The 25777-nt window shown below is 72.4% G+C and carries 27 protein-coding genes and 1 pseudogene; 18 read left to right on the top strand and 10 right to left on the bottom strand.

What is annotated here, in order from left to right; translation table 11 throughout:
* Positions 1–2 precede the first annotated feature (2 nt).
* Together ACIHAD_RS30855 and ACIHAD_RS30850 are read left to right on the top strand one after the other, a co-directional pair.
* Positions 3–980 (top strand): amidohydrolase family protein, encoded by a 978-nt coding sequence (locus ACIHAD_RS30855; RefSeq protein WP_397358342.1) that lies wholly within the window; start codon positions 3–5, stop codon positions 978–980.
* Complete coding sequence (locus ACIHAD_RS30850; protein WP_397358161.1) at positions 977–2167, top strand: carboxylesterase family protein; 1191 nt, start codon at positions 977–979, stop codon at positions 2165–2167. The genes ACIHAD_RS30855 and ACIHAD_RS30850 overlap by 4 nt, the downstream gene beginning before the upstream one ends.
* Positions 2168–2197: 30 nt before the next feature.
* Here ACIHAD_RS30850 and ACIHAD_RS30845 read toward each other — a convergent pair whose 3' ends face one another.
* Complete coding sequence (locus tag ACIHAD_RS30845; protein WP_397358341.1) at positions 2198–2644, bottom strand: Lrp/AsnC family transcriptional regulator; 447 nt, start codon at positions 2642–2644, stop codon at positions 2198–2200.
* A 135-nt stretch (positions 2645–2779) separates the two neighbouring features.
* On the opposite strand from ACIHAD_RS30845, the gene ACIHAD_RS30840 reads away from it, so the two are divergent.
* The 7 genes and pseudogenes from ACIHAD_RS30840 to ACIHAD_RS30810 form a co-directional block, all read left to right on the top strand.
* Positions 2780–3673 (top strand): tryptophan 2,3-dioxygenase, encoded by an 894-nt coding sequence (locus ACIHAD_RS30840; protein WP_397358160.1) that lies wholly within the window; start codon positions 2780–2782, stop codon positions 3671–3673.
* 14 nt (positions 3674–3687) lie between these two features.
* Positions 3688–4950, top strand: a complete 1263-nt coding sequence (gene kynU, locus ACIHAD_RS30835; RefSeq protein WP_397358158.1) for a kynureninase — start codon at positions 3688–3690, stop codon at positions 4948–4950.
* Positions 4947–6272, top strand: a complete 1326-nt coding sequence (locus ACIHAD_RS30830) for an FAD-dependent oxidoreductase (RefSeq protein ID WP_397358157.1) — start codon at positions 4947–4949, stop codon at positions 6270–6272. Before kynU ends, ACIHAD_RS30830 begins: the two co-directional genes overlap by 4 nt.
* A complete protein-coding gene (locus tag ACIHAD_RS30825; RefSeq protein WP_397358156.1) occupies positions 6245–6961 on the top strand; it encodes an alpha/beta hydrolase in 717 nt (238 codons plus the stop codon). Before ACIHAD_RS30830 ends, ACIHAD_RS30825 begins: the two co-directional genes overlap by 28 nt.
* A 130-nt stretch (positions 6962–7091) precedes the next feature.
* Positions 7092–7946: a M55 family metallopeptidase gene (locus tag ACIHAD_RS30820; RefSeq protein WP_397358155.1), complete on the top strand. Its 855-nt coding sequence runs from the start codon at positions 7092–7094 to the stop codon at positions 7944–7946.
* A 59-nt stretch (positions 7947–8005) separates the two neighbouring features.
* The gene (locus ACIHAD_RS30815; protein ID WP_397358154.1) at positions 8006–9562 is read left to right on the top strand and encodes a serine hydrolase domain-containing protein; all 1557 of its coding nucleotides are present in this window, start codon (positions 8006–8008) and stop codon (positions 9560–9562) included.
* A gap of 233 nt (positions 9563–9795) precedes the next feature.
* Positions 9796–10179: pseudogene (locus ACIHAD_RS30810) on the top strand (ABC transporter substrate-binding protein); the annotation flags it as partial.
* A gap of 137 nt (positions 10180–10316) precedes the next feature.
* On the opposite strand, the gene ACIHAD_RS30805 reads toward ACIHAD_RS30810, so the two are convergent.
* Positions 10317–10925, bottom strand: coding sequence for an NPCBM/NEW2 domain-containing protein (locus ACIHAD_RS30805; protein WP_397358340.1), 609 nt, complete (start codon positions 10923–10925; stop codon positions 10317–10319).
* Between the two features lie 368 nt (positions 10926–11293).
* The gene (locus ACIHAD_RS30800; RefSeq protein ID WP_397358153.1) at positions 11294–11647 is read right to left on the bottom strand and encodes an ArsR/SmtB family transcription factor; all 354 of its coding nucleotides are present in this window, start codon (positions 11645–11647) and stop codon (positions 11294–11296) included.
* A 139-nt stretch (positions 11648–11786) separates the two neighbouring features.
* Here ACIHAD_RS30800 and ACIHAD_RS30795 point away from each other — a divergent pair, with 139 nt between their 5' ends.
* A complete protein-coding gene (locus tag ACIHAD_RS30795; RefSeq protein ID WP_397358152.1) occupies positions 11787–13265 on the top strand; it encodes an MFS transporter in 1479 nt (492 codons plus the stop codon).
* Here the strand turns inward: ACIHAD_RS30795 and ACIHAD_RS30790 are convergent.
* Both ACIHAD_RS30790 and ACIHAD_RS30785 read right to left on the bottom strand, forming a co-directional pair.
* On the bottom strand, positions 13216–13641 hold the full coding sequence (locus ACIHAD_RS30790) for a MerR family transcriptional regulator (protein ID WP_397358151.1): 426 nt from the start codon (positions 13639–13641) through the stop codon (positions 13216–13218). The two genes, ACIHAD_RS30795 and ACIHAD_RS30790, sit on opposite strands and share 50 nt — an antisense overlap.
* A gap of 423 nt (positions 13642–14064) precedes the next feature.
* Entirely contained in the window at positions 14065–15489 is a 1425-nt protein-coding gene (locus tag ACIHAD_RS30785; RefSeq protein ID WP_397358150.1) for an amidase, read from the bottom strand.
* 395 nt (positions 15490–15884) lie between these two features.
* Here ACIHAD_RS30785 and ACIHAD_RS30780 point away from each other — a divergent pair, with 395 nt between their 5' ends.
* Positions 15885–17189 (top strand): MFS transporter, encoded by a 1305-nt coding sequence (locus ACIHAD_RS30780; protein WP_397358149.1) that lies wholly within the window; start codon positions 15885–15887, stop codon positions 17187–17189.
* 73 nt (positions 17190–17262) lie between these two features.
* On the opposite strand, the gene ACIHAD_RS30775 is transcribed toward ACIHAD_RS30780, so the two are convergent.
* Together ACIHAD_RS30775 and ACIHAD_RS30770 are read right to left on the bottom strand one after the other, a co-directional pair.
* A complete protein-coding gene (locus tag ACIHAD_RS30775; protein WP_397358148.1) occupies positions 17263–17970 on the bottom strand; it encodes a poly-gamma-glutamate hydrolase family protein in 708 nt (235 codons plus the stop codon).
* 124 nt (positions 17971–18094) lie between these two features.
* Positions 18095–18934, bottom strand: coding sequence for a LysR family transcriptional regulator (locus ACIHAD_RS30770; RefSeq protein WP_397358147.1), 840 nt, complete (start codon positions 18932–18934; stop codon positions 18095–18097).
* A gap of 93 nt (positions 18935–19027) precedes the next feature.
* Between ACIHAD_RS30770 and ACIHAD_RS30765 the strand changes: the two genes are divergently transcribed.
* A complete protein-coding gene (locus ACIHAD_RS30765) occupies positions 19028–19765 on the top strand; it encodes an SDR family oxidoreductase (RefSeq protein WP_397358146.1) in 738 nt (245 codons plus the stop codon).
* Entirely contained in the window at positions 19732–20181 is a 450-nt protein-coding gene (locus tag ACIHAD_RS30760) for a zinc-binding dehydrogenase (RefSeq protein ID WP_397358339.1), read from the top strand. Before ACIHAD_RS30765 ends, ACIHAD_RS30760 begins: the two co-directional genes overlap by 34 nt.
* 349 nt (positions 20182–20530) lie before the next feature.
* On the opposite strand, the gene ACIHAD_RS30755 is transcribed toward ACIHAD_RS30760, so the two are convergent.
* The gene (locus ACIHAD_RS30755) at positions 20531–21160 is read right to left on the bottom strand and encodes a TetR/AcrR family transcriptional regulator (RefSeq protein ID WP_397358145.1); all 630 of its coding nucleotides are present in this window, start codon (positions 21158–21160) and stop codon (positions 20531–20533) included.
* Positions 21161–21250: 90 nt separating this feature from the next.
* Here ACIHAD_RS30755 and ACIHAD_RS30750 point away from each other — a divergent pair, with 90 nt between their 5' ends.
* Genes ACIHAD_RS30750 through ACIHAD_RS30740 form a run of 3 tightly spaced genes read left to right on the top strand, consistent with a single transcriptional unit; the run spans position 21251 to position 23737 of the window.
* Complete coding sequence (locus tag ACIHAD_RS30750; RefSeq protein ID WP_397358144.1) at positions 21251–21907, top strand: CatB-related O-acetyltransferase; 657 nt, start codon at positions 21251–21253, stop codon at positions 21905–21907.
* A gap of 46 nt (positions 21908–21953) precedes the next feature.
* Entirely contained in the window at positions 21954–23129 is a 1176-nt protein-coding gene (locus ACIHAD_RS30745; RefSeq protein WP_397358143.1) for a macrolide family glycosyltransferase, read from the top strand.
* Between the two features lie 41 nt (positions 23130–23170).
* A complete protein-coding gene (locus ACIHAD_RS30740) occupies positions 23171–23737 on the top strand; it encodes a YciI family protein (protein WP_397358142.1) in 567 nt (188 codons plus the stop codon).
* Between the two features lie 21 nt (positions 23738–23758).
* Here ACIHAD_RS30740 and ACIHAD_RS30735 read toward each other — a convergent pair whose 3' ends face one another.
* Both ACIHAD_RS30735 and ACIHAD_RS30730 read right to left on the bottom strand, forming a co-directional pair.
* Positions 23759–24151 carry an STAS domain-containing protein gene (locus tag ACIHAD_RS30735; protein WP_397358338.1) on the bottom strand — a complete coding sequence of 131 codons (393 nt, stop codon included), beginning with the start codon at positions 24149–24151 and terminating at the stop codon, positions 23759–23761.
* Positions 24151–24534 (bottom strand): STAS domain-containing protein, encoded by a 384-nt coding sequence (locus ACIHAD_RS30730; protein WP_397358140.1) that lies wholly within the window; start codon positions 24532–24534, stop codon positions 24151–24153. Before ACIHAD_RS30730 ends, ACIHAD_RS30735 begins: the two co-directional genes overlap by 1 nt.
* 228 nt (positions 24535–24762) lie before the next feature.
* Between ACIHAD_RS30730 and ACIHAD_RS30725 the strand changes: the two genes are divergently transcribed.
* Both ACIHAD_RS30725 and ACIHAD_RS30720 read left to right on the top strand, forming a co-directional pair.
* Positions 24763–25080: a helix-turn-helix transcriptional regulator gene (locus ACIHAD_RS30725; RefSeq protein WP_397358139.1), complete on the top strand. Its 318-nt coding sequence runs from the start codon at positions 24763–24765 to the stop codon at positions 25078–25080.
* Between the two features lie 50 nt (positions 25081–25130).
* Positions 25131–25703, top strand: coding sequence for a dienelactone hydrolase family protein (locus ACIHAD_RS30720; RefSeq protein WP_397358138.1), 573 nt, complete (start codon positions 25131–25133; stop codon positions 25701–25703).
* Positions 25704–25777 lie beyond the last annotated feature (74 nt).

Below are 25777 nucleotides of genomic sequence, written 5' to 3'. Positions count from 1 at the left end.
CCATGATCGACGTGCACGCGCACGTCTTCCCGCGGATCAGCCGCGAGGAGGCGAGGATGCTCGCGGGCGCCGGCGAGCCGTGGCTGCGCGACGGCATGATGATGAGCGGCGAGGACGACTACCGCCCGGTCACGCCGGAACTGTGGGACCCCGGGGCCCGCGTGGCCGCGATGGACCGCACCGGCGTGGACGTGCAGGCGGTCTCCTCGACCCCGCTGCTGTTCGGCTACGCGGCCGACCCGGCCCGCGCCGCCGAGTGGTGCGCCCTGGTCAACGACCGCGTGCTCGACCACTGCGCGCAGGCCCCCGACCGGCTGCTGCCGCTGTGCCAGGTGCCGCTGCAGGACGCCGCCCTGGCCGCCAGGACCGTCACCGAGGCCAAGGCGGCCGGCCACCGCGGCGTGCACATCGGCAACCACGTCGGCCCGCGCAACCTGGACGACCCCGACATCGTCGCCTTCCTCGCGCACTGCGCCGAGCAGGACATGCCGGTGCTCGTCCATCCCTGGGACATGCTCGGCGCCGACCGCATGCGCGGCCACATGATGCCGTGGCTGGTCGGCATGGCGGCCGAGACCCACCTCGGTATCCTGTCGCTGATGTTGTCCGGGGCGTTCGAGCGGCTGCCGAGCTCGCTGCGGCTGTGCTTCTGCCACGGCGGCGGCAGCTTCGCCTACCTGCTGGGCCGGGCCGACAACGCCTGGCACCACCGCGACATCGTCCGCGAGCACTCGCCGCGGCCGCCGTCGGCCTACACCGACCGCTTCCACGTGGACTCGGCCGTGTTCGACCCGCGCGCCCTGCGGCTGCTGGTCGAGGTGATGGGGGCCGATCGGGTCATGCTCGGCACCGACTTCCCGTTCCCGCTGGGGGAGCAGGAGCCGGGCGCGGTCGTGCGCGCCTGCGCCGAACTGGACGACGAGGGCCGCGCCGCCGTCCTGGGCGGCAACGCCGCCGCCTTCTTCGGGCTCGCGGGATGACGGTCGCCGGCACGCCTCTCGGGGCGCTGCGCGGCGTCCGGGCCGGCGGCGTGACCACGTTCAAGGGGGTGCGTTACGCCGCGCCCGCCCGCCGCCTCGCCGCGCCGGAGCCCGCGCGTCCCTGGCAGGGCGTCGCGGACGCCCGCACGCCCGGCCCGCCCGCGCCGCAGCGGCCCGGCCGCATGGCGTGGGTGCCGGGCCTGGAGATCGACCCGGCCACGTCGGCCGAGGACTGCCTGTTCCTCAACGTCTGGACGCCCTCCACCGAGGGGCGCCGTCCGGTGCTGGTGTTCCTGCACGGCGGCGCGTTCGTCTTCGGCTCCGGCGCCCAGGCGATGTACGACGGTACCGCGCTCGCCCGCGACCACGGCCTGGTCGTGGTGACCGTCAACTACCGGCTCGGCCTGCCCGGCTTCTGGCACGGCGACGGCGTCCCGGCCAACCTGGGCCTGCGCGACCAGATCGCCGCCCTGGAGTGGGTGCGCGGCAACATCGCGGCCCTCGGCGGCGACCCGGCGAACGTCACCCTGGCCGGGCACTCGGCGGGCGGAACCTGCGTGCTGGCCCTGATGACGTGCGCGCCCGGCCTGTTCGCCAGGGCCGCGGCGATGAGCCCCGTCCCGTACGGGTTCCGCACGCCCGGCCAGGCCGCCGACTGGACCGCGGCGGCCCGCTCGGCGCTCGGGGCGGACCCGTACGCCGTGCCGCTCGCCGACCTGCTGGCCGCCGAGGAGGCCGCCGTCCGCGCCTGCGGCCCGGCCCCGGACGGCCTGCTGCCCGCCGCGCCCGTCGTGGACGGCGACCTGCTGGCCCGCCACCCGGTGGAGGCCTTCCGCGCGGGCGCCGCCGCGCCGGTCCCGCTGCTGGTGACGACGACGGCCGAGGAGACCCGCCTGTTCAGCGCGATCGGCCAGGACGGCCTGGACACCGGCGCCGTCTTCACCGGCCCCGCCCAGGAGATCGTCGAGGCCCACCACGGCCCCGCCGAGCACCGGATCTGCGGGCACCGCTCGCCGATGAGCCACGGCGGGATCGAGCTGGGCGCCTGCCACCTGGTGGACGTACCCCTCTACCTCGGCACCCACGGGACGCCGCTGACCGGCACTGGCCCGCACGTGGAGGCGCTGGCACGCTCGATGAGCACCGGGTTCGCCCGGTTCTGCCGCGGCGGCGACGGAGAGGGATGAACGGGTCGCGTCGAGCCCCCGGCCGGGCCTTCAGGGCGCCTCGGGGGTGGTGAGGGGGTGGCCGGGCAGGGGCGTCGAGAGGATCATGGTGCTGGACGGCGGGCCGTAGACCGCCAGGCGGTCGATCAGGTCCTCGAAGGCCACCATGGAGACCGCCACGATCCGCAGGATGCTGCACACGTCGCCGGTGACCCGGTGGATCTCGCGTACCTCCGGCCAGCCGGCCACCTCGGGGTCGCGCAGCACGCAGCGCGCGCCGTAGCAGGACATGCGGATGAAGGCCGAGACCGGCCAGCCGGCCTGCACCGGATCGACCGTCGCGTGGTAGCCGGTGATCACCCCCGACTCCTCCAGCTTCCGTACGCGGTCGGCCACCGCGGGCGGGGACAGGTGGATCCGGCGCGACAGCTCCTTGAGGGAGAGCCGGGCGTTGTCCTGGAGCTCGCGCAGCAGCTCCCAGTCCGTCTCGTCCACGATCACACCTTCCGTTCGTAAACCCGATATCGGGATTCATCCCGAAATATAAGTCTATATCGCGATATAGGCGTTCATATGGCATTCCTTCTCCATCTTCCCGACGCCATCATTGGGAGGGCAAGCAACGAGAAAGGCATGCGCGTGGACGCGACGCGACAGTTACCGGCACTGCGGCCGACCACGGCGGAGGAACGCGCCGAGAGAGCCAGGACCACGGGCGGCGCTCCCACCCTGGACTTCGAGACCCGCACCCCCTACGACGCCTACGTCCGCACCGACGTGCTGCACGAGCTGCAGCACCCGATGAGCGACGACGCGGGCGAGATGTCGTTCCTGATGATCACTCAGGTGATGGAGCTGTACTTCAAGCTCATCGCCTTCGAGCTGCGCAACGCGCAGGAGCGGCTGCGGGCCGACGACGTGTGGGCCGCGCTGGACCCGCTGCGCCGTACGGCGCTGCACCTGGAGGGCCTGAACGCGAGCTGGCGCGGCCTGCGCTGGATGACCCCCGCGGACTTCAACCGCTTCCGGGACGAGCTCGGCGAGGCCAGCGGCCTGCAGTCGGCGATGTACCGGCACGTGGAGTTCCTGCTGGGGCTGAAGAACCCGGCCCTGCTGCGCCCGTTCAGACGCCAGGACAGGACCCACCGCGACCTGCTCACGACCCTGGAGTCGCCGAGCCTGTGGGACGACGCCATCGCCCTGCTGGCCCGCCACGGCCACGACCTCCCCCGCGAGCTGCTGGAGCGCGACTTCGCCGCCGAGCACGAGCCGCACCCGGCCGTCGAGCGGGCCTGGGTCGAGGTGTACGGCGACACCGGCCCCGGCAACGCGCTCCGGCTGCTCGGCGAGGCGCTGACCGACGTGGCCGAGCTGTTCGGCGACTGGCGGTACCAGCACGTCACAGCCGTCCGCCGGTCGATGGGCGCCAAGCCCGGCAGCGGCGGCTCCAACGGCCTGGCCTGGCTGGAACGCAGCATGGCGCGGGTGATCTTCCCCGAGCTGTGGTCCGCCCGGACCCACATGTGAAGGGCGGACCACGCGTGATCGACGACTGGAAGCCCGCCGAGCAGGACGCCCTCCGGCGCGACCGCGACGACCCCGGCCACCGCGAGCTCTTCCTGATCCCGCCCGGCGGCGGCGGCCATCCCGAGTGCGCCTACTTCGCCGGCAACTCCCTGGGCCTCCAGCCCCGGGCGACCGCGGCGGAGCTGGCCGAGGACCTGGAGGCATGGGCCCGGCTGGGAGTGGAAGGACATCTGGAGGGGATCCGCCCCTGGCTGCCCTATCACGAGCTGCTCACCGGACCGGCCGCCCGGCTGGTCGGCGCGCTGCCCGAGGAGACCGTGGTCATGAACTCGCTGACGGTCAACCTGCACCTGCTGATGGTCTCGTTCTACCGGCCGCGCGGCGCGCGGACCCGGATCCTCATCGAGGACACCGCGTTCCCCTCCGACAGCTACGCCGTGCGCAGCCAGGCCCGCCTGCACGGCCTCGACCCGGACGAGACGGTGATCCGGCTGCGCGACGGCCAGGAGGTGCTGGACTTCCTGGACCGCGAGGGCGACACGGTCGCGCTGGTCCTGCTGGGCGGCGTCAACTACCTGACCGGCGAGCTCCTGGACATCCCGGCGATCACGGCGGCCGGGCGGGCGAGCGGCGCGGCGGTCGGCTGGGACCTCGCGCACGCCGCCGGGAACGTCCCGCTGGAGCTGCACGCGTGGGGGCCGGACTTCGCCGCCTGGTGCTCCTACAAGTACCTCAACTCAGGGCCCGGAGCCCTCGGCGGCGTGTTCGTCCACCAGCGGCACCTGGGCGACCCGGCGCTGCGGCGGCTGGAGGGCTGGTGGAGCACCGAGCAGGCGACCCGGTTCGAGATGGCGCCGGTCTCCCGCCCGCCGGCCAGCGCCGACGCCTGGCAGATCTCCAACCCGCCGATCCACGCGATGGGCCCGGTACGCACCTCGCTGGGGCTCTTCGACCGGATCGGGATGACCGCCCTGCGGGCCCGCAGCGTACGGCTCACCGGATACCTGGAGAGCCTGCTCGACCGGATCACCCCCACCAGGCCGATCGCGTTGATCACGCCGCGCGACCCCGGCCGCCGGGGCTGCCAGCTCTCCCTGCGCGTGGAGCGCGGCGGCGCGGCCGAGCTGACCCGGCGGCTGCGCCACGAGCACGGCGTGATCGCCGACGCCCGGGAGCCGGACGTCGTCCGCCTGGCGCCGACGCCCCTGTACTCGACCTACCACGACTGCTGGCGCGCCGCCGTCGCGCTGGCCGAGTGCGTCAAGGAGGAGCGATGAACGTCACCGTGGTCGGCGCGGGCCTCACCGGCTGCCTGCTCGCCTGCTACCTGGCCCGGCGCGGCCTCGACGTGACCGTCTACGAACGGCGGCCCGACCCGCGCACCGGCCTCGCGCCGCGCGGCCGGTCGATCAACCTGGCCATCTCCGAACGCGGCCTGGACGCGCTGCGCCGGATCGGCCTGGAGGAGAAGATCATGGCCGACGCGCTCCCGATGCGCGGCCGGATGATCCACCCGGTGCAGGGGCCGCTCGACTTCCAGCCCTACAGCCACGACGGGGTGCGTTCGATCAACTCCATCAGCCGTGGCGCGCTCAACAACACGCTGCTGGACGCCGCCGAGTCCGCGCCCGGCGTGAAGATCTTCTTCGGGCACCGGCTGACCGGCCTCGACCCGGCGACCGGCGCGATGGTCTTCGAGACCGCCGACGGCCCGGTACGCGCGGCGGCCGGCGTCGTGCTCGGCGCCGACGGGGCGAACTCGGCCGTACGGGGCGAGCTGCTGGCCCACCGGGGCATCCACGAGAGCCTGGACTTCCTCGGCCACGGCTACAAGGAGCTGACGATCCCGCCCGTGGACGGCGAGTTCGCCTTCGACCCCGGCGCGCTGCACATCTGGCCGCGCGGCACCTCGATGATGATCGCGCTGCCCAACCCCGACCGCTCCTTCACCTGCACGATGTTCTGGCCGACCGGCGGCACGTCGAGCTTCGCCTCCCTGAGCAGCCCGGCGGCGATCGAACGCCACTTCCGCATCCACTACCCGGACGTGCCCCCCCTCGCGCCCGGCCTGGTACGGGAGTACCTGGACAATCCGGTCGGCCTGCTCGGCACCGTCCGGTGCGCGCCGTGGCAGGCGGACGGCAGGGTCGGCCTGATCGGCGACGCGGCGCACGCCATCGTGCCCTTCTACGGCCAGGGCGCCAACTGCGGTTTCGAGGACGTGACCGTGCTGGACCGGTGCCTGACGGAGACCGGCGGCGACTGGGCCCGCGCGCTGCCGATGTTCGACCGGCGGCGCAAGGACGACACCGACGCGATCGCCGAGATGGCGCTGGCCAACTTCGTCGAGATGCGCGACAAGGTCGCCTCCCCGGTCCACCGGCTGACCCGGAGCGTCGAGCACCGGCTCGAACGCGCGCTGCCCGGCCGCTACGTGTCGCGGTACGAGCTGGTGTCGTTCTCCACGGTGCCGTACACGCAGGTCAGGCGGCGGGTGCGGCGGCAGCAGCTGGCGCTGGCCGGGGCCGGGGCCGCGCTGCTGGCGGCGGGCGCGGCCGGGATCGCGCGGCTGTGGTCCCGACGGCCGGCCCGGAGGTGACGGTGGAGAACCGGGCCGTCCTGACCCGCCCGGCCCCGGGGCCCGTCCGCGCCCTGCGGTACGGGCCGGACGCCGACCAGGTGATCGACCTCTGGCCGGACGAGGGGCCCGTGGTGGCGCTGGTCCACGGCGGGTTCTGGCGCCCGGAGTACGACCGGACGCACCTGCGGCCGATGGCCAACGCGCTGCACCGGGCGGGGTACAGCGTGGCCGCCGTCGAGTACCGCCGCAAACCAGGCGACCCGGCGGCGACGGTCGCGGACGTCCGGGCCGCGGTCGGCCTCCTCCGGCCGTCGGTGGTCGTCGGTCACTCGGCAGGCGGTCACCTCGCCCTGTGCGCCGCGCCGGCCGGGGCCGCCGTCCTCGCCCTGGCGCCGGTCGCGGACCTGCGGCTCGCGGCGCGGCTGGGGCTCGACGACGGCGCGGTGACCGACTTCCTCGGCGGGCCGCCGGACGACCATCCCGGCCTGGACCCCGCCCGGCTGCCGGACCCGCCGGGCCCGGTGGTGATCGTGCACGGCACGGCGGACGGGCGCGTCCCCGTCGGGGTCTCGGAGTCGTACGTGGCGGCTCATCCGGCGACGTCGCTGGTGCGCGTCCCGGGGGCGGGCCACTTCGTGCTCATCGACCCGGAGAGCCGCACGTGGCCGCTGGTCGAGCGGGAGCTGACCGCCCTCCTGCCCGTCTGACCGGCGGTGCGCCCTGCGGCACTCCGACGGCGGGTCGTGGCCGCGGCCGCTGTGCGGGAGCCCAAGCCGGGGACGCCGTTTCTGCCCTGGCGACGAAGCCTGCGGTGCGCCCCGGTGAAAGCCTGTGACGATGACGAACGTCTACATCTCCATCGACATGGAAGGCGTGGCGGGCATCGCCACCATGGACCAGGTCGTCCGGGGCGGACACGGCTACCCGCGGGCGCAGCGCCTGATGACCGCCGAGGCCAACGCCGCCATCGAGGGCGCGTTCGCGGCCGGGGCCGCCGGCGTCCTGGTCAACGACAGCCACGGCACCATGGACAACCTGCTGCACGAGGAGCTCGACCCACGCGCCCGGCTGATCTTCGGCACCCCCAAGCTCGACTGCATGGCCGAGGGCATCTCGGCCGAGCACGACGTGGCACTGTTCCTCGGCTACCACGCCGCCGCCGGGTCGCCGGGCGTGCTCGCCCACACCTTCTCCTCGCACTTCTACGAGGTGCGGCTCAACGGCGCGATCGTCTCGGAAGCCGAGGTCAACGCCTTGCAGGCGGCCGCCGTCGGCGTGCCGGTGGGGCTGCTCACCGGCGACGACGTCATCTGCGGCGTCGCGGGCAAGGTGTTCCCCGGGGTGCGCACGGTCGCCGTCAAGATCGCTCACGGGCACACCGCGGCCGACAGCCTCTCGCCGGTCGAGGCACGACGGCTGATCAAGGAGGCGGCGGCGGAGACCGTGCGCTCGGCCGGTGAACTGAAGCCGGTCGAGCTGCCCGCCGTGCTCGAACTGGAGATCGACATGCCCACCGCCCCCGCCGCCGAGCTGGGCGCGCTGGTGCCGGGCGTGCGCCGGATCGCCGACAAGACGCTCGCGGCCACCTTCACCAACCCGAGGGAGGTGCTCGGATGCGTGACGACCTGCTACCACCTGGCCGCCGATGCCATGATCGCCAGGATGGCCCTGTACGGCAGACCAACCAGATAGCTCTCAGGTTTGCCGCTCCGGACAAGCGTTTTGAAGCCGGACATCCGGATACTTGAGCGATGGATCTTGAGCAGGTAGAACGCGCGCTCGACGCCCTTCCCGGCCTCCGCCCCGGCGGGCCGGGTCTGGCGGTCGGGGTCTACGCCGACGGCAAGGTGCTGCACACCGCGGCGAGGGGCGTGGCCACCGTCGAGTTCGGCGTCCCGATCGACTCCCGTACCCGCTTCGACATCGCCTCCATCAGCAAGCAGTTCACCGCCGCGTGCCTGCTGCTGCTGGCCCGCGACGGCAGGCTGAGCCTGTCGGACGACGTCCGCGGGCACGTCCCCGAACTGCGGCTCGACGTGCCCGTCACGATCGACCAGTGCCTGCGGCACACCGGCGGCCTGCCGGAGTGGTACGGCCTGCAGGCCGTCACCGGCGTCCCGTTCCCCCTGATGGACGAGGAACGCCTGATGAAGATCGTGGCGGGAATGCGCCGGACCACGTTCGAGCCCGGCACCCGCTTCTCCTACTCCAACACCGGCTACGTCCTGGCCGCCGTCGTGGTCCGGCGGCTCACCGGCCGGTCGCTGGCCTACTTCGCCCGCGAGCGGTTGTTCGGCCCGCTCGGCATGGACGACACCGTCTTCCGCGACGACGCCTCCGTCCCGCTGCCGCGCCTGGCCTACGGCTACGACGGCGCGGGCGCGCGGGCCGACACGCAGGAGAGCGCGGTCGGCGACGGCGGCCTGGTGACCGGCGTCGCCGACCTGGCCCCGTGGTTCGGCTTCCTGGCCGACGGCCGGGTCCTGGGCGCCGACGTGCGCGCGGCACTGCTGGACCGGACCGTGCTCGCCGACGGCACCGTCCTGCGGTACGCGCGCGGCATCTGCCACCTGACCGCCGGGAACCTGCCCGCGTACGGCCACGCCGGCGGCATGCACGGCTACGTCGGCAACCTGCTCCACCTGCCGGAGCCCGGCCTCGGCGTGGCCGTCCTGACCAACCACAGCGGCCTGGACCCGGTCGGACTCAGCCTCGGCCTGGCCCGCGCCCTCACCGGCCAGGACCCGGCCCCCCGGCCCGCCCCCGCCCGCCGGGCCGACGCCGAGGCGGCGCGGCCCGCCCTGCTCGGGCCCTGGCACGACCCGGAGACCGACGCCACGCTCACGCTCGAACCCGCCGACGACGGCGGGATCTCCCTGACCGGCGCCAACGACATGGAGCTCGCCCTCGACGACGACGGCCGCTGGTACGCGCAGGTTCCGGCCGGCCGGATCTGGCTCGTGCCGGAGGACGGGCGGCTGCTGCTCGGCCACGACGGGTCGATCCGGTGGCCGCACGCGTACGAGCCGTGCGACCCGCCGGGGGAGGAGCCCGTCCCGCGGGGCGCCTGGCTCAACGACGAGACGGGCGTGCTCGCCGTGATCGACGAGGGGACGCTGCGCGTCGGCCTGACCTTCCAGGCTCCCGTCGCCCCCGCACCCGCCGGGACGTGGCGGGCGGGCCCCTTCACCCTGCGCCTCGACGCGGACGGCGACCTGCTGCTCAGCGGCTTCGGCCTGCTCGGTCTGCGCTTCGCCGCCCAGCCCGAGGGCACCGCCCCCGTCGGCGTCCCCCCTGGCCTGGTCTAGGGCCGTGTCGGCCTGCAGCACGAGCCGGGGTGCGCAGAGTTTGGCTGCCGGGTCAGTGAACGGAGGAGGTCGGGCTTCTGGCGTCCGACTATCCCCCCGCTCATTCACCGAGGTGGTTCCAGGACATCCGCAACCGCGCTCGCCAGGCCCGCGACGGGCGCCCTGCTCCTGCTGGCGACGGGCTGCGCCGGAGCCGCGAGCTCCGGCGTGGCCCCGACACGCTCCGCTGGGCCATGGGGAACGCCCCCAACAGCCTCGACATCGCCCACGGCTTCAACGACGCCTCCACCACCGTGCAGTTCGCCGTCCTCGACACGATGGTGGGCATCGGCCCGGACGGCCGGGTCGTCCCGCGCATCGCCGCGTCCTGGACCCACCCCGACCCGCGCACGTACGTCTTCACCCTGCGCGAGGGCCCGAGGTTCAGCGACGGCACGCCGGTCACGGCCGAGGACGCCGCCTACTCCCTGACCCGCCACCTCGACCCCGCCGTGACCTCGCAGGCCGCCGGCTACGTCACGCAGGTCAAGAAGGTCGAGGTCACCGGCCCGCGCACGGTCGAGGTCACCCTCGGCAAGCCCAGCCCCACCTTTCTGGCCACCGCCGCGCTGGCCTGGCAGATCGTGCCGAGGAAGCTGGCCGGCAAGCCGTACAGCGCGAGGAGGCTGATGCGGGGGAGGAGACGGCCGTCGTACCAGGCGCGTCGAAGCAGTGGTGACCGTTCCGCGGCGCCCGGCTCCGGTGACGCCCTCGTTCAGAACAACTGGGGGTCGATCCAGACGCCCGTCGTGTCGCCGTGGCACTGCTGCGTACTGGTGGTGCTCACCACGATGGAGACCTGGATCGCGTCGCGGACGTCCACGTCCACCTTCTTGACCTGTCCCAGCCCGACCGACTTGCTGAACACCGTCCGCCGGTCGGCCTGGACCGAGAACTTGAGAGGGCGGGCGACGGGCGACGTGTCGGCCACGCCAATTGACGCCGTCAGCCGGGCATATTTTCTGCCGGTCACAAATGTCACGCTGAAATTGTCGTTCAGATAGCACGGCGAGGCGGAAAGCACTCTGTCGTAGGTCTTTCCGTTCACCTGTAAGGGATCCTCTCCCCAACCTTCCTTGTCGTCGTCGGTGATGGCCGGCTGATCGACCAGGGAGAACGACTGTGACTCGGCCGAGGCCGAGGCCGAGGCCGACGGCGACGGCGCCGAGGTCGGCGTGGAAGACCCGGCGGACGGCGACACGCTCGGTGACCTGCTGCTCGTCACCTCCGCGTCCTGGCCGCCGGCCGTGAAGACGACAGTGATCACGGCGGCGGCCACTGTCGCGACGGCCCCGATGACCGCCACGCGAACCGCTTCCGACATGCGAGACTTCTTCGAATCCACCAGCGTAGCCGTATCACAGGTCGTGCCACCGCCGCCTTGATTATCGACAATGCCGAACGCCGGGCCGCGGCCGATCCGCGAGAATGGCATTCCTGCGGTGCGGCCGGTCGAAATTGCCGCCCCTGCCCGCACCGGCGCGTGATGGCGACGTACGCAAGTCCTCCGCCGAGGGTGTGCCGGGCGCCGAAGCGCCGGCGTCCGGCGGCTCGATGAAGTCATGCCGGCGCGACGTCCTGCGTCGACACGGGTTCGCGGATTCCGGCGTCGGCTCTCGCGCCGGCCCGGTTCAGGCTCCGGCGGGGCCGGGGTGGCCGCCGAGGTGCGGCGAAACGCCGGGGCCCGAGTGGTCAGGCGGCGGAACCGGCGTGGTCGGGGCGTTGGGCGGCGTCGTCGGTGCGGGCGCCGGACAGGATGGCGTCGAGCAGGCCGGGGTAGCGGGCCTCCAGGTCATCGCGCCGCAGGACGAGCAGGTTCTCCCGCCCCGAGGGCCGCTGCCAGATGACGCCGCTGTCGCGCAGAACGCGCCAGTGGTGCGTCATGGTCGACTTCGCGGTGATCCCCAGCGTGTTCAGGACGCTGGTGCAGTTGTGCTCGCCCCCGGCGTCGAGGACGCGTACGACGGACAGGCGCACCCCGTTCCCCAGCGCCGACAGCACGTCTTCGATCCGGATCTGGTCACGGTCGGGATGACGGAAAGCCATGGTTCAACTGTACCGCGACTGTCGAACAATCCTTCCGTCATCTGGCATAGTACGACTGTACTTAAATCGTCGTACGGTCGTTTCGTGCGGCGGCGGGCTTCCCCGTGCCCGCTCCCCGGCTCCCTCCGAAGGGCGTTCCATGTCCACACCATCCCCGCTGCCCGCAGCCGTCGCGGACGGCGTCAAGCCGCGACTCGGCTGGACCCTGGCGTTGCTCGCCCTGGCCCAGCTCATCTACGCGCTCGACCTCAACATCGTCTTCGTCGCGCTCCCGCAGATCGGCGCCGACCTGGGCTTCCCCGGCCAGACCCAGCAACTCGTGGTCAGCGCGTACGTCGTCTTCGCCGGCGGCTTCCTGCTGTTCGGCGGCCGGGCGGCCGACCTGCTCGGCCGCCGCCGCGTCTTCGTGCTCGCCCTGGCCATCTACGCGCTGTCCTCGCTGGCCGGCGGCCTGGCCGGTGGTCCCGTCGTCATCATCGTCGCCCGCGCGGTCCAGGGCATCGGCGGGGCGCTGCTGCTGCCCTCGACGCTGGCGCTGCTCAACAGCCTGTTCGCCGAGGGGCCGCAGCGCAACCGGGCGCTGGCCGTCTGGGGCGGCGCGGGCGCCAGCGGGCTGACGATCGGCGCGCTGCTCGGCGGCGTCCTCACCCAGAACTTCGGCTGGCCCGCCGTCTTCTTCGTGAACGTCCCCCTGGCCGGGCTGGTCGCGCTGGCCGCCCTGGCCGTCATCCCGCGCGACCCGGTCAGGCGGGAACGGCGCAGGTTCGACATGCCGGGGGCGCTCACCGTCACCGGCGGATCCACCCTGCTGGTCTTCGCCCTGGTCGAAGGGCCCGAACTGGGCTGGGGCAGCCCTCTGGTCGTGGGCGCGTTCGCGCTGGCAGCCGTACTGCTGGTGATCTTCGCGCTGGTCGAGGGACGCAGCGCGGACCCGCTCATGCCGTTCCGGCTCTTCCGCAACCGCAGCCTGACCGTCGGCATGCTGGTCACCTTCGTCTACATGGCCACGTTCGGCGTCCTGCCGTACTTCCTCACCGTGCTGCTGCAGAGCGTCCACGGTTACAGCGCCCTGGAGACCGGGCTGGCCTTCCTCATCCCCTCGCTGGCCATCGCCGCCGGCACCCAGAGCGGCGAACGCCTGGCCACCCGGATCGGCACCCGTACCACGCTGCTGATCGGCTTCGCCGCCGGCGTCGTGGGGACCGCCGTCCTGGCTCTCGGCTTCGACGCCGACGCCGGGTACGGACTGCTGATCCCCGGCCTCGTCGTCTCGGGCCTCGGCCAGGGCATCGTCTGGACCGCCATGTGGATCGCCGCCGCCACCGGCACCCCCGCCCATGAGCAGGGCGTCGCCAACGGCATCGCCTCCACCGCGCTCAACATCGGCAACGCCATCGGCCTGGCCGTCTTCGCCGTCATCGCCGACGTGGGCACCGAGGGCAAAACCGGTCAGGCCCTTCGCGCCGCCACGGCGGACGGCGAGTTCCTGGTCGTCCTGCTCACCGCGGCGGCGATGATCGCCGGCCTCCTGATCACTCTCACCCTGCCCCGCCGCCGGCGCCGGTCGATCAGTGCTTGTGAGCCTCTTCCAGGGACGCCCCCGCCAGCCGCGCCTTGACCATGCCGGTGAAGGAGGAGCAGGCGAAGACGTTCTCGTGCGGACAGGCCATGCCGTGCGCGATGGCGGTGCGCGCCACCTGGGCCCGGGCGATGCGCTCGTCCAGTTCGTCGAGCTTGCGCCGGTACAGCTCCCGCCAGCCGTCGCCCGGCTCGGACCGGGCCGCGAGAAACGTCCTGACCTCGCGCAACGTGAGGCCGACCTCGCGCAGCAACAGGATCACGGCGACCAGCTCGGCCGCCGACGGCGGATAACGCCGCTGCCCCGAGACGCGCTCCGGCTCCGGGATCAGGCCGAGCTCCTCCCAGTAACGCAGGGCGGAAGTGGCGACCCCGGTACGCTCGGCCAGCTCGCCGATCGTCAACTGCTCACTCATGGGACGTCAAGCATACGTGAGCCCCCTGGATCGGATCATGCCCCCGCCACCGGGCGGATCCGCGGCCTCGGAATTGGGAGGCGCTCGGCGGGCCGGCCATGGGGATCAAGCGAACCCGTCACCGCGTGCGGCACCCCGACCCGCCACCACGACGATGGCCCGCGCGTCGCCTGGGCCATCGTCAGCTCCGGAGCACACCATCGGCCGCCGAGGCGGGTGGCGGCGCTGCGGCGCAGTTGGTGCAGGTCGAGCCCGGCTCACTGCCGGGCATGCCTGGACCTCCGCCGCCCCCACGGCGCGCCGAGCCGCCATGGCACCCGCCGCGAGGGCGACTACGACCTCGATCGGGTCCGACCGAACCGACCATGCCCCGCTCGACGCCGAGCCGCCCTCGCCCGCGGTCTCAGAGTGACCGCCTCCCCATCACCCTGACAGACCGCCCGCGAAGATCGGCGGAACCCTGTCCCGCCACGGCATCGCCCGTTCCAGGTGCGCGGCAACCTGGAACAGCAGGTCTTCGTGCCCGTACGCGGCGGCGAGCTGCACGCCGATGGGCAGCCCGCTCGCGCTCTGCCCCAGCGGCAGGCTGATCGCCGGCTGTCCGGTGGTGTTGAACAACTGCGTGAACGGCCCGAACCCGGACAGTGTCTCCAGCCATCCCCGCAGCGTGTGGCCGGGATCGTCGTACCGCAACGTGCCGTGCGGCACAGGGAGGCGGCCGAGGGTGGGCGTGAGGAGCAGGTCGTATCGGGTGAAGAAGGCCGCCGCCGACCGGGTGATCCGGTTCTGGGCGTCGAAGGCGGCCAGCATGTCCAGCGCGGTGGCCTGCCTGGCCGCCTTCAGGAACTCCCGCGAGACCGCCTCCATCCTGGCCTCGTCGGGCTGCCGTGGCGCGAGCAGGCAGGGGGAGGCGAGCCCGGCGGCCTCGATCAGCCACGCCCTCATGGCGTCCTCCCGGTCGACCGCCGGGCTCGCCTCCTCGACGACGTGCCCGGCCTGCTCCAGCACGTGGGCCGTCGCGACCGCCGCCGCGGCGACTTCCGGGTCCACGTCGGTGCCCATCCAGGAGGTGATGGTCAGCGCGACCCGCAACCGGCCCGGGTCCGTCACGAGCTCCCGCGCGTACGGCCGACGCGGAGGAGGCGCGGTGTACTTGTCGCCGATGCCCGGCCCATGGACCGCGTCCAGCAGGCGGGCGGCGTCGCGGACCGTACGCGTGAGCACGAACTCGTCCGCCATGCCGAGGACCAGCTCACCGGTCTCCGGGCCGCAGGGGCCACGCCCACGGCTCAGCTTGAGCCCGACCAGCCCGCAGCAGGCGGCCGGGATCCGGGTCGAGCCGGCGCCGTCGCTGGCGTGCGCGACCGGCACGGCCCCGGCCGCCACCAGGGCCGCGGCGCCGCCGCTCGACCCGCCCGCGGTACGGCCGAGGTCCCAGGGGTTGCGTACGGGCCCGTAGCGCACGGGCTCGGTGGTGAAGCCGGCGCACAGCTCAGGCACCGTGGTCAGGCCCAGCGTGACCAGGCCGGCGGCGCGGAAACGTGTCATCAGGTCGGTGTCGCGCCTGGCGAGGACGCCGGGATAGGCCCGGCTCCCCAGCGTGAACGGCACCCCTTCGGCCACCGGCCCGTGATCCTTGATGAGGAACGGCACCCCCGCGAAGGGCCCGTCGGCGGCGTGGTCGAGCGCCGGCGAGAACACCGGCAGCGCCAGCCCGTTGACGTGCTCGTCAACCTGCGCCAGCGCCTGGCGGGCGGCCGTCTCGACCTCGCCGGCGCCGGCCTCGCCCGTCCTGATCAGGTCGCGGAGGCCGGTGGCGTCGTACCTGGCGTACTCATGGATGTACATGGAAAGTCCTTCTCCGGGCGCGCTCGGGCGCCCGCACGTCGATCGTCTGAGGGAAGAGTCAGGGAGTTGCCGACAAGGGGGTGACGGCTCCTGGGCCGTCCCCCTGCCGGTGATCGACGTGTTCCTATGCTCGGTACATCACCGGCCATGCTCGCAGTGACCGGCCCGGAGGTCCACCGAGTTTTCCGCCGGGGGGGGGGCAGGCGAAGTGGTCTGAACGCCCGCCAGGGCGGGCTGCAGGCCGCTCGGTGGTGATAGGTAGACAGCGTCATCTCCGGTAGGTATCTTCTCCGGGTCCCGCCCGACCTGTCCGAAACCGGAACCGGCGCCACCTTCGCCGCCGAAAGTGCGCGTCAGGCCAGGTGACCGCACCCCGCATCCAAGGAAGACGCTTCGTGACCGACATCGTCCCGCTGCGGAAGAATGTGCGTTTTCAACTGCTATGGGTCGGCAGCGCGGTCTCCGAGCTGGGGTCGGAGCTCACCAGGCTCGCCATGCCGTTGCTGGTGCTGGCGCTCACCGGCTCGCCCGGGTTGGCGGGCATCGTCGCCGGCGCCCGCACTGTCGCCTTCCTCGCGATCCAGATGCCGGCCGGCGTCTGGGTGGACCGATGGGACCGTCGCCGCACGCTCATCACGGCCCAGGGCCTCCAGGCGATTGCCTCCGCACTGCTGACGGCGCTCATCATCACCGGTCATGTGCAGGTCTGGCAGTTCATCACACTGGCAGTGCTGGACGGGCTGTGCGTCGCGTTCATCGGTCCCGTCCAAGAGACGGCGATCCGCGGCATCGTCCCCACGGGCCAACTGCACAGTGCCTACGCGCAGGAGGAGGCCCGTACCCACGCGGCCGGTCTGATCGGCCCTCCGCTCGGCGGCCTGCTGTACGGCCTGGGACGGGCCGTGCCCTTCGTCGTCGACACCCTCACCTTCATTGCCGCCACGCTCTTCTACGCTCTTGCCAAGGTGCCCCGCCGCCCGGCGGGCGAGCCGCCGACCTCTGCGCGAGATGACGGCGAGCAGCAGCGGCCGATCCGGCCCAGCATGCGCCGGGAAGCGGCTGAGGCCATCGCGTGGCTGTGGCGCCGGCATGGCCTGCGGGAGGTCACCGCAGCGGTGATGATCCTCAACCTGCTGGGCGGAGCGTTCCTCATCCCGCTGATCGTGCTCGTCGGCGAACGCGGCGGTGATGCGCGCGTCACCGGCACGGTCCTGGCCGGCCTCGGTATCGGCGGACTGACCGGTGCGTTGCTGTCGGGCCGCATCAGCAGGCTCCTGCCTCCCGGCAGGCTCCTGCTGGCCGTCGTCACGCTCTTCGGTGCCGCGCTGGCGGCCACGGCACTGCCCTGGGGGGCGTGGTGGCCGATGATCCCGTTGGTGTTCATCACCTTGTCGACGCCCTCACTGAACGTGGTGATGGGCGTGGTGATCGCACGAATGGTGCCGGAAGCGATGCTCGGCCGGATGGGCGCGGTCCTGGGCATGGGCGCGATGGCGCTCAAGCCCCTCGGGCCCGTCCTCGGCGGGGCACTGGCTGCGACACTGGGCGGCGCGGCGGCACTCATCGTGCTGGGCGGGCTGCTCGGCCTGACCGCCGCTGTAGCCGCACTCAGCCCGCAGTTGCGCCACTTCACCGGAGAAGCCTCCACAGCCGGAGACGACATCTCAACCGGCGACAAGGCCCCGCACGCCCCCGCCTAGGCCAGGACCAGCGCCTGGCGCCCTGCAGCGTCTCGCGTTCTTCGGAGAGGGCGGACTTTCGCCAGATCGCCGCTCAGCCAAGGGCACGGTTGACGGCCGCGACGTAGCGGTAGAAGGCTTTCGTACGGTTGGCGGGGTTCTCGACCCAGGCGCGAGCCAGCTTCCCGCCGTCGAAGAACCGCTCCCGCTGGCCCCGGCTGATCTCCAGCTGCACGCCCATGCCTCTGCGGTTCCTGTTTGCGATGTTGCGGGTGCTCGTGCCGCCGATCTCCGTGGGCACGGACGCCGCGACGGGGAACCCGGCGGCGCGCAGCTCGGCCTTCACCTTCTTGATCAACGCCGTGTCTCGTCCACCGACGTAAGTGGTCGCGCCGGTGCCTGCGGCGGCGTGCCAGGAGATGGTGTAGTCGACCCCCGTCACCACCGCGAGCGCCTTGGGTTCGTCGAAGTGCGTGGCGGTGATGTGCAGAGCGCTGTTGCCGGAGGCCTTGATGCCCTCGAACGAGTAGTAGGCGTGCCTGCGGCCTGCAGCCTCGTCGGCGAGCTGCGACGTGGGCGCCTCGATGGCGCCGCCGTGGATGGCGATGTGCGCCACCCGCGCCCCGCGGGGTACGCGCTGGACGCGGCGATAGTCCCTGCCCTCGGTCTCTTGGGCGGAGAGCTGGGCGTAGCCGGCGTAGACATCGCGCGCGCTCACCTGCACCGTGGACACGGCGTGCGCGGCGGGGGCAAGGCCGATCACGAGCAGGCCCGCGACGGCGATGGACAGCGTCTTCTTCACATCAAACCTTCCGACGATCTTCCTGGGCCGCCATCATGCCAGGTACGCGTGACCATCTCGACTCGCGGGATCGCCCCGGACCCCCACCCCGGCCTGCGAACAGCGGTGCTGCAGCAGGTATCGGCTATAGGCGTGTCGCGGTGCGGACGAGGCCGGCGACGGCTTTGGATCTGCTGTGTGGCGGCCAGGCGATGACGGTCGTGACGGCCGGCGCGTCCGGTACCGGCACGATGGCGTGGTCGTCGCGTAGCCGGTCTCGGAGCGACTCGGGTACGACGGCGCAGGCCAGTCCGAGCGCGATCAGTTGGAACAGTTGGGTATGGTCGCGCACCTGCGGGCCGGGGCCGTCCGGATGGCCGCCATCCCGTCGGGGCCAGCGCGGCAGGGGCAGGTCCGTCTGGGCGTTGACCTCGGCTGACGACAGATACGCCCGGTCGGCGAGGGGATGACCCTTGGGCAGGACCACGACCTGCTGTTCGGTGTGCAGATCCTCGGTGTCGAATCCCGCTGTCGTGTCGTAAGGCCGGTGGAGCAGAGCAACGTCGGCACGCCCGGTGCGCAGCAGACTTTCCGGCTCGCCCGGCCCGCACAGCATCACCTCGACTGCCACTGAGCCCGGTTCGGCGGCGTAGGCGTGCAGAAGCTTCGACAGGAGTTCCCTGGACGCTCCGGCCTTGGTGGCCAGGACCACACCGGGCTGGTCAGCCGCGGCGCGGCGGGTGCGGCGCTCGGCGGCTTCGACCGCGTCGAGCGCGAGCCGGGCCTCCCGTAGCAGCACCGAACCGGCCTCGGTCAAGGCGATGGCGCGAGAGGTGCGGTGCAGGAGAACGACTCCGAGCCGCCGTTCCAGCTGCTGGATCGCCCGCGACAGTGGTGGTTGCGCCATCGAGAGCCGTTGTGCCGCACGTCCGAAGTGCAACTCCTCGGCTACGGCGACGAAGTATCGCAACTCCCGCGTCTCCACCGGCTCAGCGTATCCGGCGCTGACCACGGCCGATACCCGTGCGGTATCGCCGCCCACCTGACCGGTCTTGGACGCCCCACCCGAGTCCGCAACATGATCGACGGCATGAGTGAACGGACGATCGCGCTGGTGACCGGCGCGAACAAGGGAATCGGATACGAGATCGCGGCAGGCCTGGGCGCCCTTGGCTGGCGAATCGGTGTGGGCGCGAGGGATCGACAACGCCGCGACACCGCGGTCGAGAAGCTGCGCGCGGCCGGGACCGATGCGTTCGGCGTGCCGCTCGACGTCACCGACGACGAAAGTGTCGCCGCCGCGGCCGAGCTGATCGCCGGCCATGCCGGAGGGCTCGACGTCCTGGTCAACAATGCCGCGATCACCGGCGGTATGCCACAGACACCGACCACGGTCGAGCCCGCGACCGTGCGAGCTGTCGTGGAAACCAACGTGATCGGCGTCATCCGGGTCACCAACGCGATGCTGCCGATGCTGCGCCACTCGGCATCACCGCGGATCGTCAACATGTCCAGCAGCGTCGGCTCGCTCGCCCTGCAAACCACGCCGGGCATCGACATGGGCCGGGTTCCCGCCGCCTACCTGGCCTCGAAGACCTTCCTCAACGCCCTCACCATCCAATACGTCAAGGAACTGGGCGACACCAACATCCTGATCAACTCCGGCTGCCCCGGCTTCACCGCCACCGACCTCAACGGTTTCCAAGGCGTCCGCACACCACAACAGGGTGCGGCCATCGCGATTCACCTCGCAACCCTGCCCGACGACGGACCGACCGGCGGATTCTTCGACGACGCCGGAACGGTGCCCTGGTAACAGCCACACCAGCACGAACCATCCCGTTCTCGACGTCGGCCGCGCATCGCGCGCCACAGGAGAAGCAAGGCAATGACAAAGGCAGTCAGATACGACGAGTTCGGTGGAATCGAGGTGTTGCGGGTCGACGAGGTCGACCGGCCCGTGCCGGAGAGCGGGCAGGTCCTCGTGCGGGTCAAGTCGAGCGGATCGACACCATCGCCGATTTCGCGGCAGCCGCGAAGTACGGAGTCAAGACCGAACCCGGAACCAACGCCAGGCCGGGCGCCGAGGTGCTTGCCGAACCGGCCGCCCTGATCGCCGGCGGACACCTCGAAGCCCCGATCGCCGACGTCTACCCGCTGACGCGGGTCCGCCAGGCCTGCACCGAACTCGAACGCCGACACACCCACGGCAAGATCGTGCTCAGACCCTGACCGGCACCATGCAACGCAGCGCGCTCAAGGCTCTGCCCAGGTGCGGTGAACCGGAGCCCTGAGGCGCGATCGTCCTGGTCCGGCAGGAGGAGAGCGTCGCGGGCGGGTGAACCGCCGCGGCGGGGCCCGTACGCCGGGCTGGGGCCAGAACACCAAGCACCAGGCCCTCATGGAGGCCATCTCCTTCAAGTTCCAGCCCGCCAGCAAGCCCGCCGCCCACGCCTGAACGCTCGGCACGGAAGCTCCCGCCGCCCTTGCCTGAACGCTCGCGCAGGCCCGGAGAGGTGGCCCGCCGGAAGGTGGTGCGGGTGAGGGGGCAGGGCCGGGTGGCGCGGGTGAAGGCGTCGGCTCAGGGGGACGGGGCGGGGGCGGGGCGGGTGAAGGCGCCGGCGGATGCCGCGAGTGCGGTCGTTCGTGCCGCCTGGTCCGGGAGGTCTGGGTCCGGGGGCGTGCGGAGGAGCACCAGGTGGTGGTAGAGCGGCGCGGTGGCGGCCACGAGCAGCCGCCGCGCGTCGGTGTCCGCCGGAAGCTCGCCCCGCTCGACCGCCCGCCCCACGATGACCTCGCACCGGCTGTATCGATCCTCCCAGAGCCGTCGCAGCCCCCGGGCGGCCTCCTCGGAACGGAACGAGGCGGCGATCAGGGCCGCGGCGATCGACGGCTGCGCGGTCAGGGCCGCCTGGTTCTCGTGGTTGAGCGCGGCCAGGTCGCCCAGCAGGGACCCGGTGTCCTGGGGCTGCCAGTCGTCGTCGCCCGTCGCCTCCAGGACGTCGGCGAGCAGGCCGCCGACGTCCCGCCAGCGCCGGTAGACCGTCGCGCGGTGCACGCCCGCGCGGGCCGCGACACCGTCGAGGGTCAGATCGTCGTAGCCGCGTTCCCCGAGCTCGGCGCGGACCGCGTCGAGAACCTGCGTACGGATGCGCCCGGTACGGCCACCCGGACGGCGGCGCGGACCGGACGACGGGCTCTCGGACGTCATCGCTCCCTTTCCCGTTTGCGAGGCGGACGGCGACATGACACCATCTTAATGTACAAGTTGTCGCATTAGTAGCGGCGGAAGGAAAGATCCATGAACGCCCACGTCCCCGCCGACCCCACCGTCGTGCACCCGATGCCCGGCCAGCCGCGGGTGGCGCTGCTGCGGCCGCTGGTCAAGTCCCCGCTGATCGAGGTGGGGGAGTACTCCTACTACGACGACCCGGACGACCCCACCGCGTTCGAGACCCGCAACGTGCTCTACCACTACGGCCCGGAGAAGCTGGTCATCGGCAGGTTCTGCGCGCTGGGCACCGGGGTGCGGTTCATCATGAACGGCGCCAACCACCGCATGGACGGCCCCTCCACCTTCCCCTTCCCCACCATGGGCGGCTCGTGGTCCGACCACTTCGACCTGCTCACCGGCCTGCCGAACCGCGGTGACACCGTCGTCGGCAACGACGTCTGGTTCGGCTACGGCGCGACGGTGCTGCCCGGCGTGCGCATCGGGCACGGCGCGATCATCGGCGCCGGCTCGGTGGTCACCTCCGACGTGCCCGACTACGGGATCGTCGGCGGCAACCCGGCCCGTCTCATCCGCACCCGTTACCCCGCCGAGGACGTCGCCCGACTGCTCGCGCTGGCCTGGTGGGACTGGCCCGCCGAGCACATCACCGAGCACGTGCGCACGATCATGTCGGGCAGCGTCGCCGACCTGGAGGCCGCCGCCCCGGACACCCACCGCACCTGACCCGCCGCCCGGCACGCCGCGCAGAACCCGAAATGAGTGATCGTCCATGTCCAGCCGCCGCGCTCACATCGCCATGGTCGGCATCCCCGCCGTCAGCCACGTCCTGCCCAGCCTGGAGATCGTCCGCGAGCTGGTGGCCCGCGGCCATCGGGTGACGTACGCCAACGACCCGGCGGTCGGCGACCTGATCACGGACACCGGCGCCGAGCTGGTCCCCTGCTCCTCGACGCTGCCGGTCGCCGACAACAACTGGCCCGACGACCCGATCGCGGCGATGAGCCTCTTCCTGGACGACGCCGTCCAGGCGCTCCCGCAACTGCGCGCCGCCTACGACGACGACCCCGCCGACCTCTACATGTACGACATCGGCGCCTACGCCGCACGAGCCCTGGCCGAGCGGCAGGGCCGTCCCCTCCTGCAGTTGTCGCCGACGTTCGTGGCCTGGAAGGGCTACGAGGAGGAGGTGGCGGCGTCGCTGTGGCAACTGCCGGGGGCCGACGCCTACCGGGCCGGATTCGCCCGCTGGCTCGCGGAGTCCGGCGCCGCCACCACCGACGTGGACGCCTTCTCCGGCCGTCCGCCGCACACGCTGGCCCTGATCCCGCGGGCGATGCAGCCGCACGCCGACCGGGTCGACACCGGCACCGTGACCTTCGTCGGCCCCTGCCACGACGCGCGCGGGCGGCAGGACGGCTGGACCCGTCCCGACGGCGCCGCGAACGTCCTGCTGATCTCCCTGGGGTCGGCCTACACCCGGCAGCCGGAGTTCTACCGCCAGTGCCTGGCGGCCTTCGGCGACCTGCCCGGGTGGCACGTCGTCCTGCAGATCGGCAAGTACACCGACGCGGCGGAGCTGGGCGAGATCCCGTCCAACGTCGAGGTGCACCCGTGGGTCCCGCAGCGGGCGATCCTGGACCGGGCCGACGCGTTCGTCACCCACGCGGGCATGGGCGGCTGCTGCGAAGGGCTGCTGGCCGGCGTGCCGATGATCGCCGTGCCGCAGGGCGCCGAACAGTTCGCCAACGCCGACCGGCTCGTGGAGCTGGGCGTGGCCCGCCGCATCGACACCCCGGACGCCACGGGCGAGACCCTGCGCGCCGCCCTGAACGAGCTGGTCGCCGACCCGGAGGTGGCCCGCCGCCTGACGCGTCTGCGGGCCGAGGCGCGGGCCGAGGGCGGCACCGCCCGCGCCGCCGACCTCGTCGAGCAGATGCTGGACTGAGCCGCCGGGCCGTGCGACGAGTGTGGCCGCCGGGACGCCACGTGGTAGGTACTCTCCGCATGGAGTTCTTCTGCTACCACCGTGATCGTCCCGGCTCGGGTGCCCTGCGCGCGGAACTGCTGGAGGCGCACTGGTCCTACATGGACCGCTACGAGGCCGAGCTGATCGCCCGCGGCCCGACCTTCGACCGCGACACCGACGCCGCCACCGGCAGCGTGCACATCGTCGACCTGCCCGACGTCGCCTCCGTGCGGGCGTTCGCCTTCGACGAGCCCAACTACCAGGCCGGGGTCTACCGGGACGTGATGGTACGCCGGTGGCGCAACGTGCTGGGACGCACCATGTGGGAGTTCCCCGGCGGCCTGGAGGGCGGCAACCGGTATCTGGTGCTGGGCCTGGGCTCCGGGCAGCCCGCCGACCTCGTCCCGCCGGCCGACGGCGACGAGCTGATCGCGTACGGGCCGCTGCTGTCCGACGACGGCGCCACCTGGGTCGGCACCGCGCTACTGGTCCGGGCGCCGGACGCGGACGCGGCCCGTGCCGTCCTGACCGCCGACCGGTACGCCGACATCGAGGTGCACGACTGGGGGTTCGGCGGCCGCCGCTGACGACCGCCGACCATCAGGCCGTCAGACGGCCTCGGTGGGCCCGGCGGCTTCGAGCGCGTCGGCCCTGGCGTCCCGGAGCCCTTCCACCACGGTGACGGCCCGGGTGACGTGGTCGTGGACCGTCACCAGCTCCACGGTGCCGGTGATCTCCAGCAGCCGGGCCACCGTGGGCCGGAGGCCCGCCAGGTGCACGTCCACGCCGTGGGCGCGGGCCAGCGTGGCGGCGGCGAGCAGGACCGACAGGCCGGAGCTGTCCAGGAACGCCAGCCGGCCGGCGTCGATGATCAGGTGCTCGTCCAGACTGCGGCGCACCTGGTCGAGGTAGGTCTCCAGGTGGCCGGAGGCGGTGGCGTCAACCTCGCCGGCCACCGTGATCACCGTGATTCCCGGCAGGTAGCTGCTGGCCAGGTGCATCACAACCGCCCCACATCATCCGACAGTCGATCAGGCGAGGCGCTCCGGGCCGCTGCGATGGCCTCGTCCACGCCGGCATGGACGTGCAGCGTGTCCCACACGCCGGTGATCTGGAGGATGCGGGCCGGGATGTCCCGCACGGCGGCCAGGCGCAGGCTGCCGCCCGTGCCGTTGACGTCGTCGTGTGCCCGGACCAGCACGTGCAGGCCGGTGCTGTCCATGAAGGTCAGCTCGCTCAGGTCGAGGATCAGGGATCGGCCGGGTCGATGGGCGTCGCGGATGGCGGACTCCAGGCGATCGGCGTTGGTGGCGTCGAGCTCACCGGAAACCGTGACCAGCACGCCGGCCGGGACCGGCCGGCAGCTCATGTTGAGCACTGACATGGCGGCCTGGTGGCGGCGCTCGGCGCGACGGCAAGGTACGTCTGGGCGACGGACATCTGTTGTTCCCCAAGTGGGCCTGGCCGGTCGGGACGGCATCGAGCCGTCCCATGACCAAGGTTAGGGGCGAAGCTGGTTACAGGAAAGAGGTTTCGTCATAGGATCTTCAGGTAACCGTTCCCGTCCGCCCCGCGGATCGGGGGCGTCCAGGCAGAGAAAGCGGCAGAGGCTGTGCCCGACCCTGAAGAGCACCCGGCGACATGGACGTTCCTGACCCATCACGCCCGCGTGCTGGTGGAGATCGCCCGTGATCCCGACGTGCGGCTGCGCGACATCGCCGCCCGCGTCGGCGTCACCGAACGCACGGTGCAGAACATCGTCTCCGACCTCTACCAGGCCGGCTACCTGGCCCGGGAGCGGATCGGCCGCCGCAACCGCTACAGCCTCGACCTCGACCGGCAGTTCCGCTACCCGACCGAGGCCGGGCTGCCCGTCCGCCTGCTGATCGACATGTTCACCGCCCACGACCTGCCCGGCCAGGACGGCTGACCCGCCGGGGCGGGCGTTCCGAGGGCGCGCGGGGTCGCTAAGCTGCGCGTATGGCGCGGATTCTCCTCCTGCATTCGATGTACGGCCTGCGGCCCGCCGTCCACCAGGCCGCCGACAGGCTCCGGGAGGCGGGGCACGAGGTGCACGTCCCCGACCTGTACGACGGCCGCGTCGTCGACACGCCCGAGGAGAGCATCGCGATCAAGGAGGAGATCGGCAGCGAGGAGCTGCTGAAGCGGGCCATCGCGGCGGCGGCCCCGCTGTCCGGCGACGGCCTGGTGTACGCGGGCTTCTCCCTCGGCGCGGCCATCGCCCAGAACCTCGCCCTGGGCGACGAGCGTTCCCGTGGGCTGCTGCTCATGCACGGCACCTCCGACATGGCCGAGGACGCCGCCGCCGACGACCTGCCGGTGCAGCTGCACATCGCCGACCCCGACTTCTACGAGCCGGTCGACTGGCTCAACGCCTGGTACCTCCAGATGCGCCGGGCGCGGGCCGACGTTGAGGTCTTCCGCTATCCGGGAGTCGGCCACCTGTTCACCGACCCCGGCCTGCCCGACCACGACGCCCCGGCGGCCGAACGCGCCTGGGCCGTCGCCCTCGACTTCGTCGCCGGCCTATGACCCCTGCCAGAGCCGTGATACGACCCCGGCCGCCACGGGTAGTGGCCGGGGATGAGGTTCGGGGGCTGGGAAGT

This window comes from Nonomuraea sp. NPDC052265, from assembly GCF_044547985.1.
In the GTDB taxonomy this organism is placed as follows: Bacteria; Actinomycetota; Actinomycetes; order Streptosporangiales; family Streptosporangiaceae; genus Nonomuraea.
The sequence above is the reverse complement of the archived record's forward strand: the minus strand, read 5'-3'. Positions and strand labels throughout refer to the sequence as shown.

What these genes read in the sequence shown, in the direction of transcription:
- ACIHAD_RS30830 (WP_397358157.1), top strand. Translation starts at nt 4,947, where the DNA reads ATGAACGTCACCGTGGTCGGCGCGGGCCTCACCGGCTGCCTGCTCGCC.
- ACIHAD_RS30730 (WP_397358140.1), bottom strand. Translation starts at nt 24,534, where the DNA reads ATGTCAGTGCTCAACATGAGCTGCCGGCCGGTCCCGGCCGGCGTGCTG.
- ACIHAD_RS30840 (WP_397358160.1), top strand. Translation starts at nt 2,780, where the DNA reads ATGCGCGTGGACGCGACGCGACAGTTACCGGCACTGCGGCCGACCACG.
- ACIHAD_RS30805 (WP_397358340.1), bottom strand. Translation starts at nt 10,925, where the DNA reads ATGTCGGAAGCGGTTCGCGTGGCGGTCATCGGGGCCGTCGCGACAGTG.
- ACIHAD_RS30750 (WP_397358144.1), top strand. Translation starts at nt 21,251, where the DNA reads ATGAACGCCCACGTCCCCGCCGACCCCACCGTCGTGCACCCGATGCCC.
- ACIHAD_RS30785 (WP_397358150.1), bottom strand. Translation starts at nt 15,489, where the DNA reads ATGTACATCCATGAGTACGCCAGGTACGACGCCACCGGCCTCCGCGAC.
- ACIHAD_RS30765 (WP_397358146.1), top strand. Translation starts at nt 19,028, where the DNA reads ATGATCGACGGCATGAGTGAACGGACGATCGCGCTGGTGACCGGCGCG.
- ACIHAD_RS30720 (WP_397358138.1), top strand. Translation starts at nt 25,131, where the DNA reads ATGGCGCGGATTCTCCTCCTGCATTCGATGTACGGCCTGCGGCCCGCC.
- ACIHAD_RS30820 (WP_397358155.1), top strand. Translation starts at nt 7,092, where the DNA reads ATGACGAACGTCTACATCTCCATCGACATGGAAGGCGTGGCGGGCATC.
- ACIHAD_RS30790 (WP_397358151.1), bottom strand. Translation starts at nt 13,641, where the DNA reads ATGAGTGAGCAGTTGACGATCGGCGAGCTGGCCGAGCGTACCGGGGTC.
- ACIHAD_RS30855 (WP_397358342.1), top strand. Translation starts at nt 3, where the DNA reads ATGATCGACGTGCACGCGCACGTCTTCCCGCGGATCAGCCGCGAGGAG.
- ACIHAD_RS30800 (WP_397358153.1), bottom strand. Translation starts at nt 11,647, where the DNA reads ATGGCTTTCCGTCATCCCGACCGTGACCAGATCCGGATCGAAGACGTG.
- ACIHAD_RS30850 (WP_397358161.1), top strand. Translation starts at nt 977, where the DNA reads ATGACGGTCGCCGGCACGCCTCTCGGGGCGCTGCGCGGCGTCCGGGCC.
- ACIHAD_RS30745 (WP_397358143.1), top strand. Translation starts at nt 21,954, where the DNA reads ATGTCCAGCCGCCGCGCTCACATCGCCATGGTCGGCATCCCCGCCGTC.
- ACIHAD_RS30795 (WP_397358152.1), top strand. Translation starts at nt 11,787, where the DNA reads ATGTCCACACCATCCCCGCTGCCCGCAGCCGTCGCGGACGGCGTCAAG.
- ACIHAD_RS30755 (WP_397358145.1), bottom strand. Translation starts at nt 21,160, where the DNA reads ATGACGTCCGAGAGCCCGTCGTCCGGTCCGCGCCGCCGTCCGGGTGGC.
- ACIHAD_RS30735 (WP_397358338.1), bottom strand. Translation starts at nt 24,151, where the DNA reads ATGCACCTGGCCAGCAGCTACCTGCCGGGAATCACGGTGATCACGGTG.
- ACIHAD_RS30815 (WP_397358154.1), top strand. Translation starts at nt 8,006, where the DNA reads ATGGATCTTGAGCAGGTAGAACGCGCGCTCGACGCCCTTCCCGGCCTC.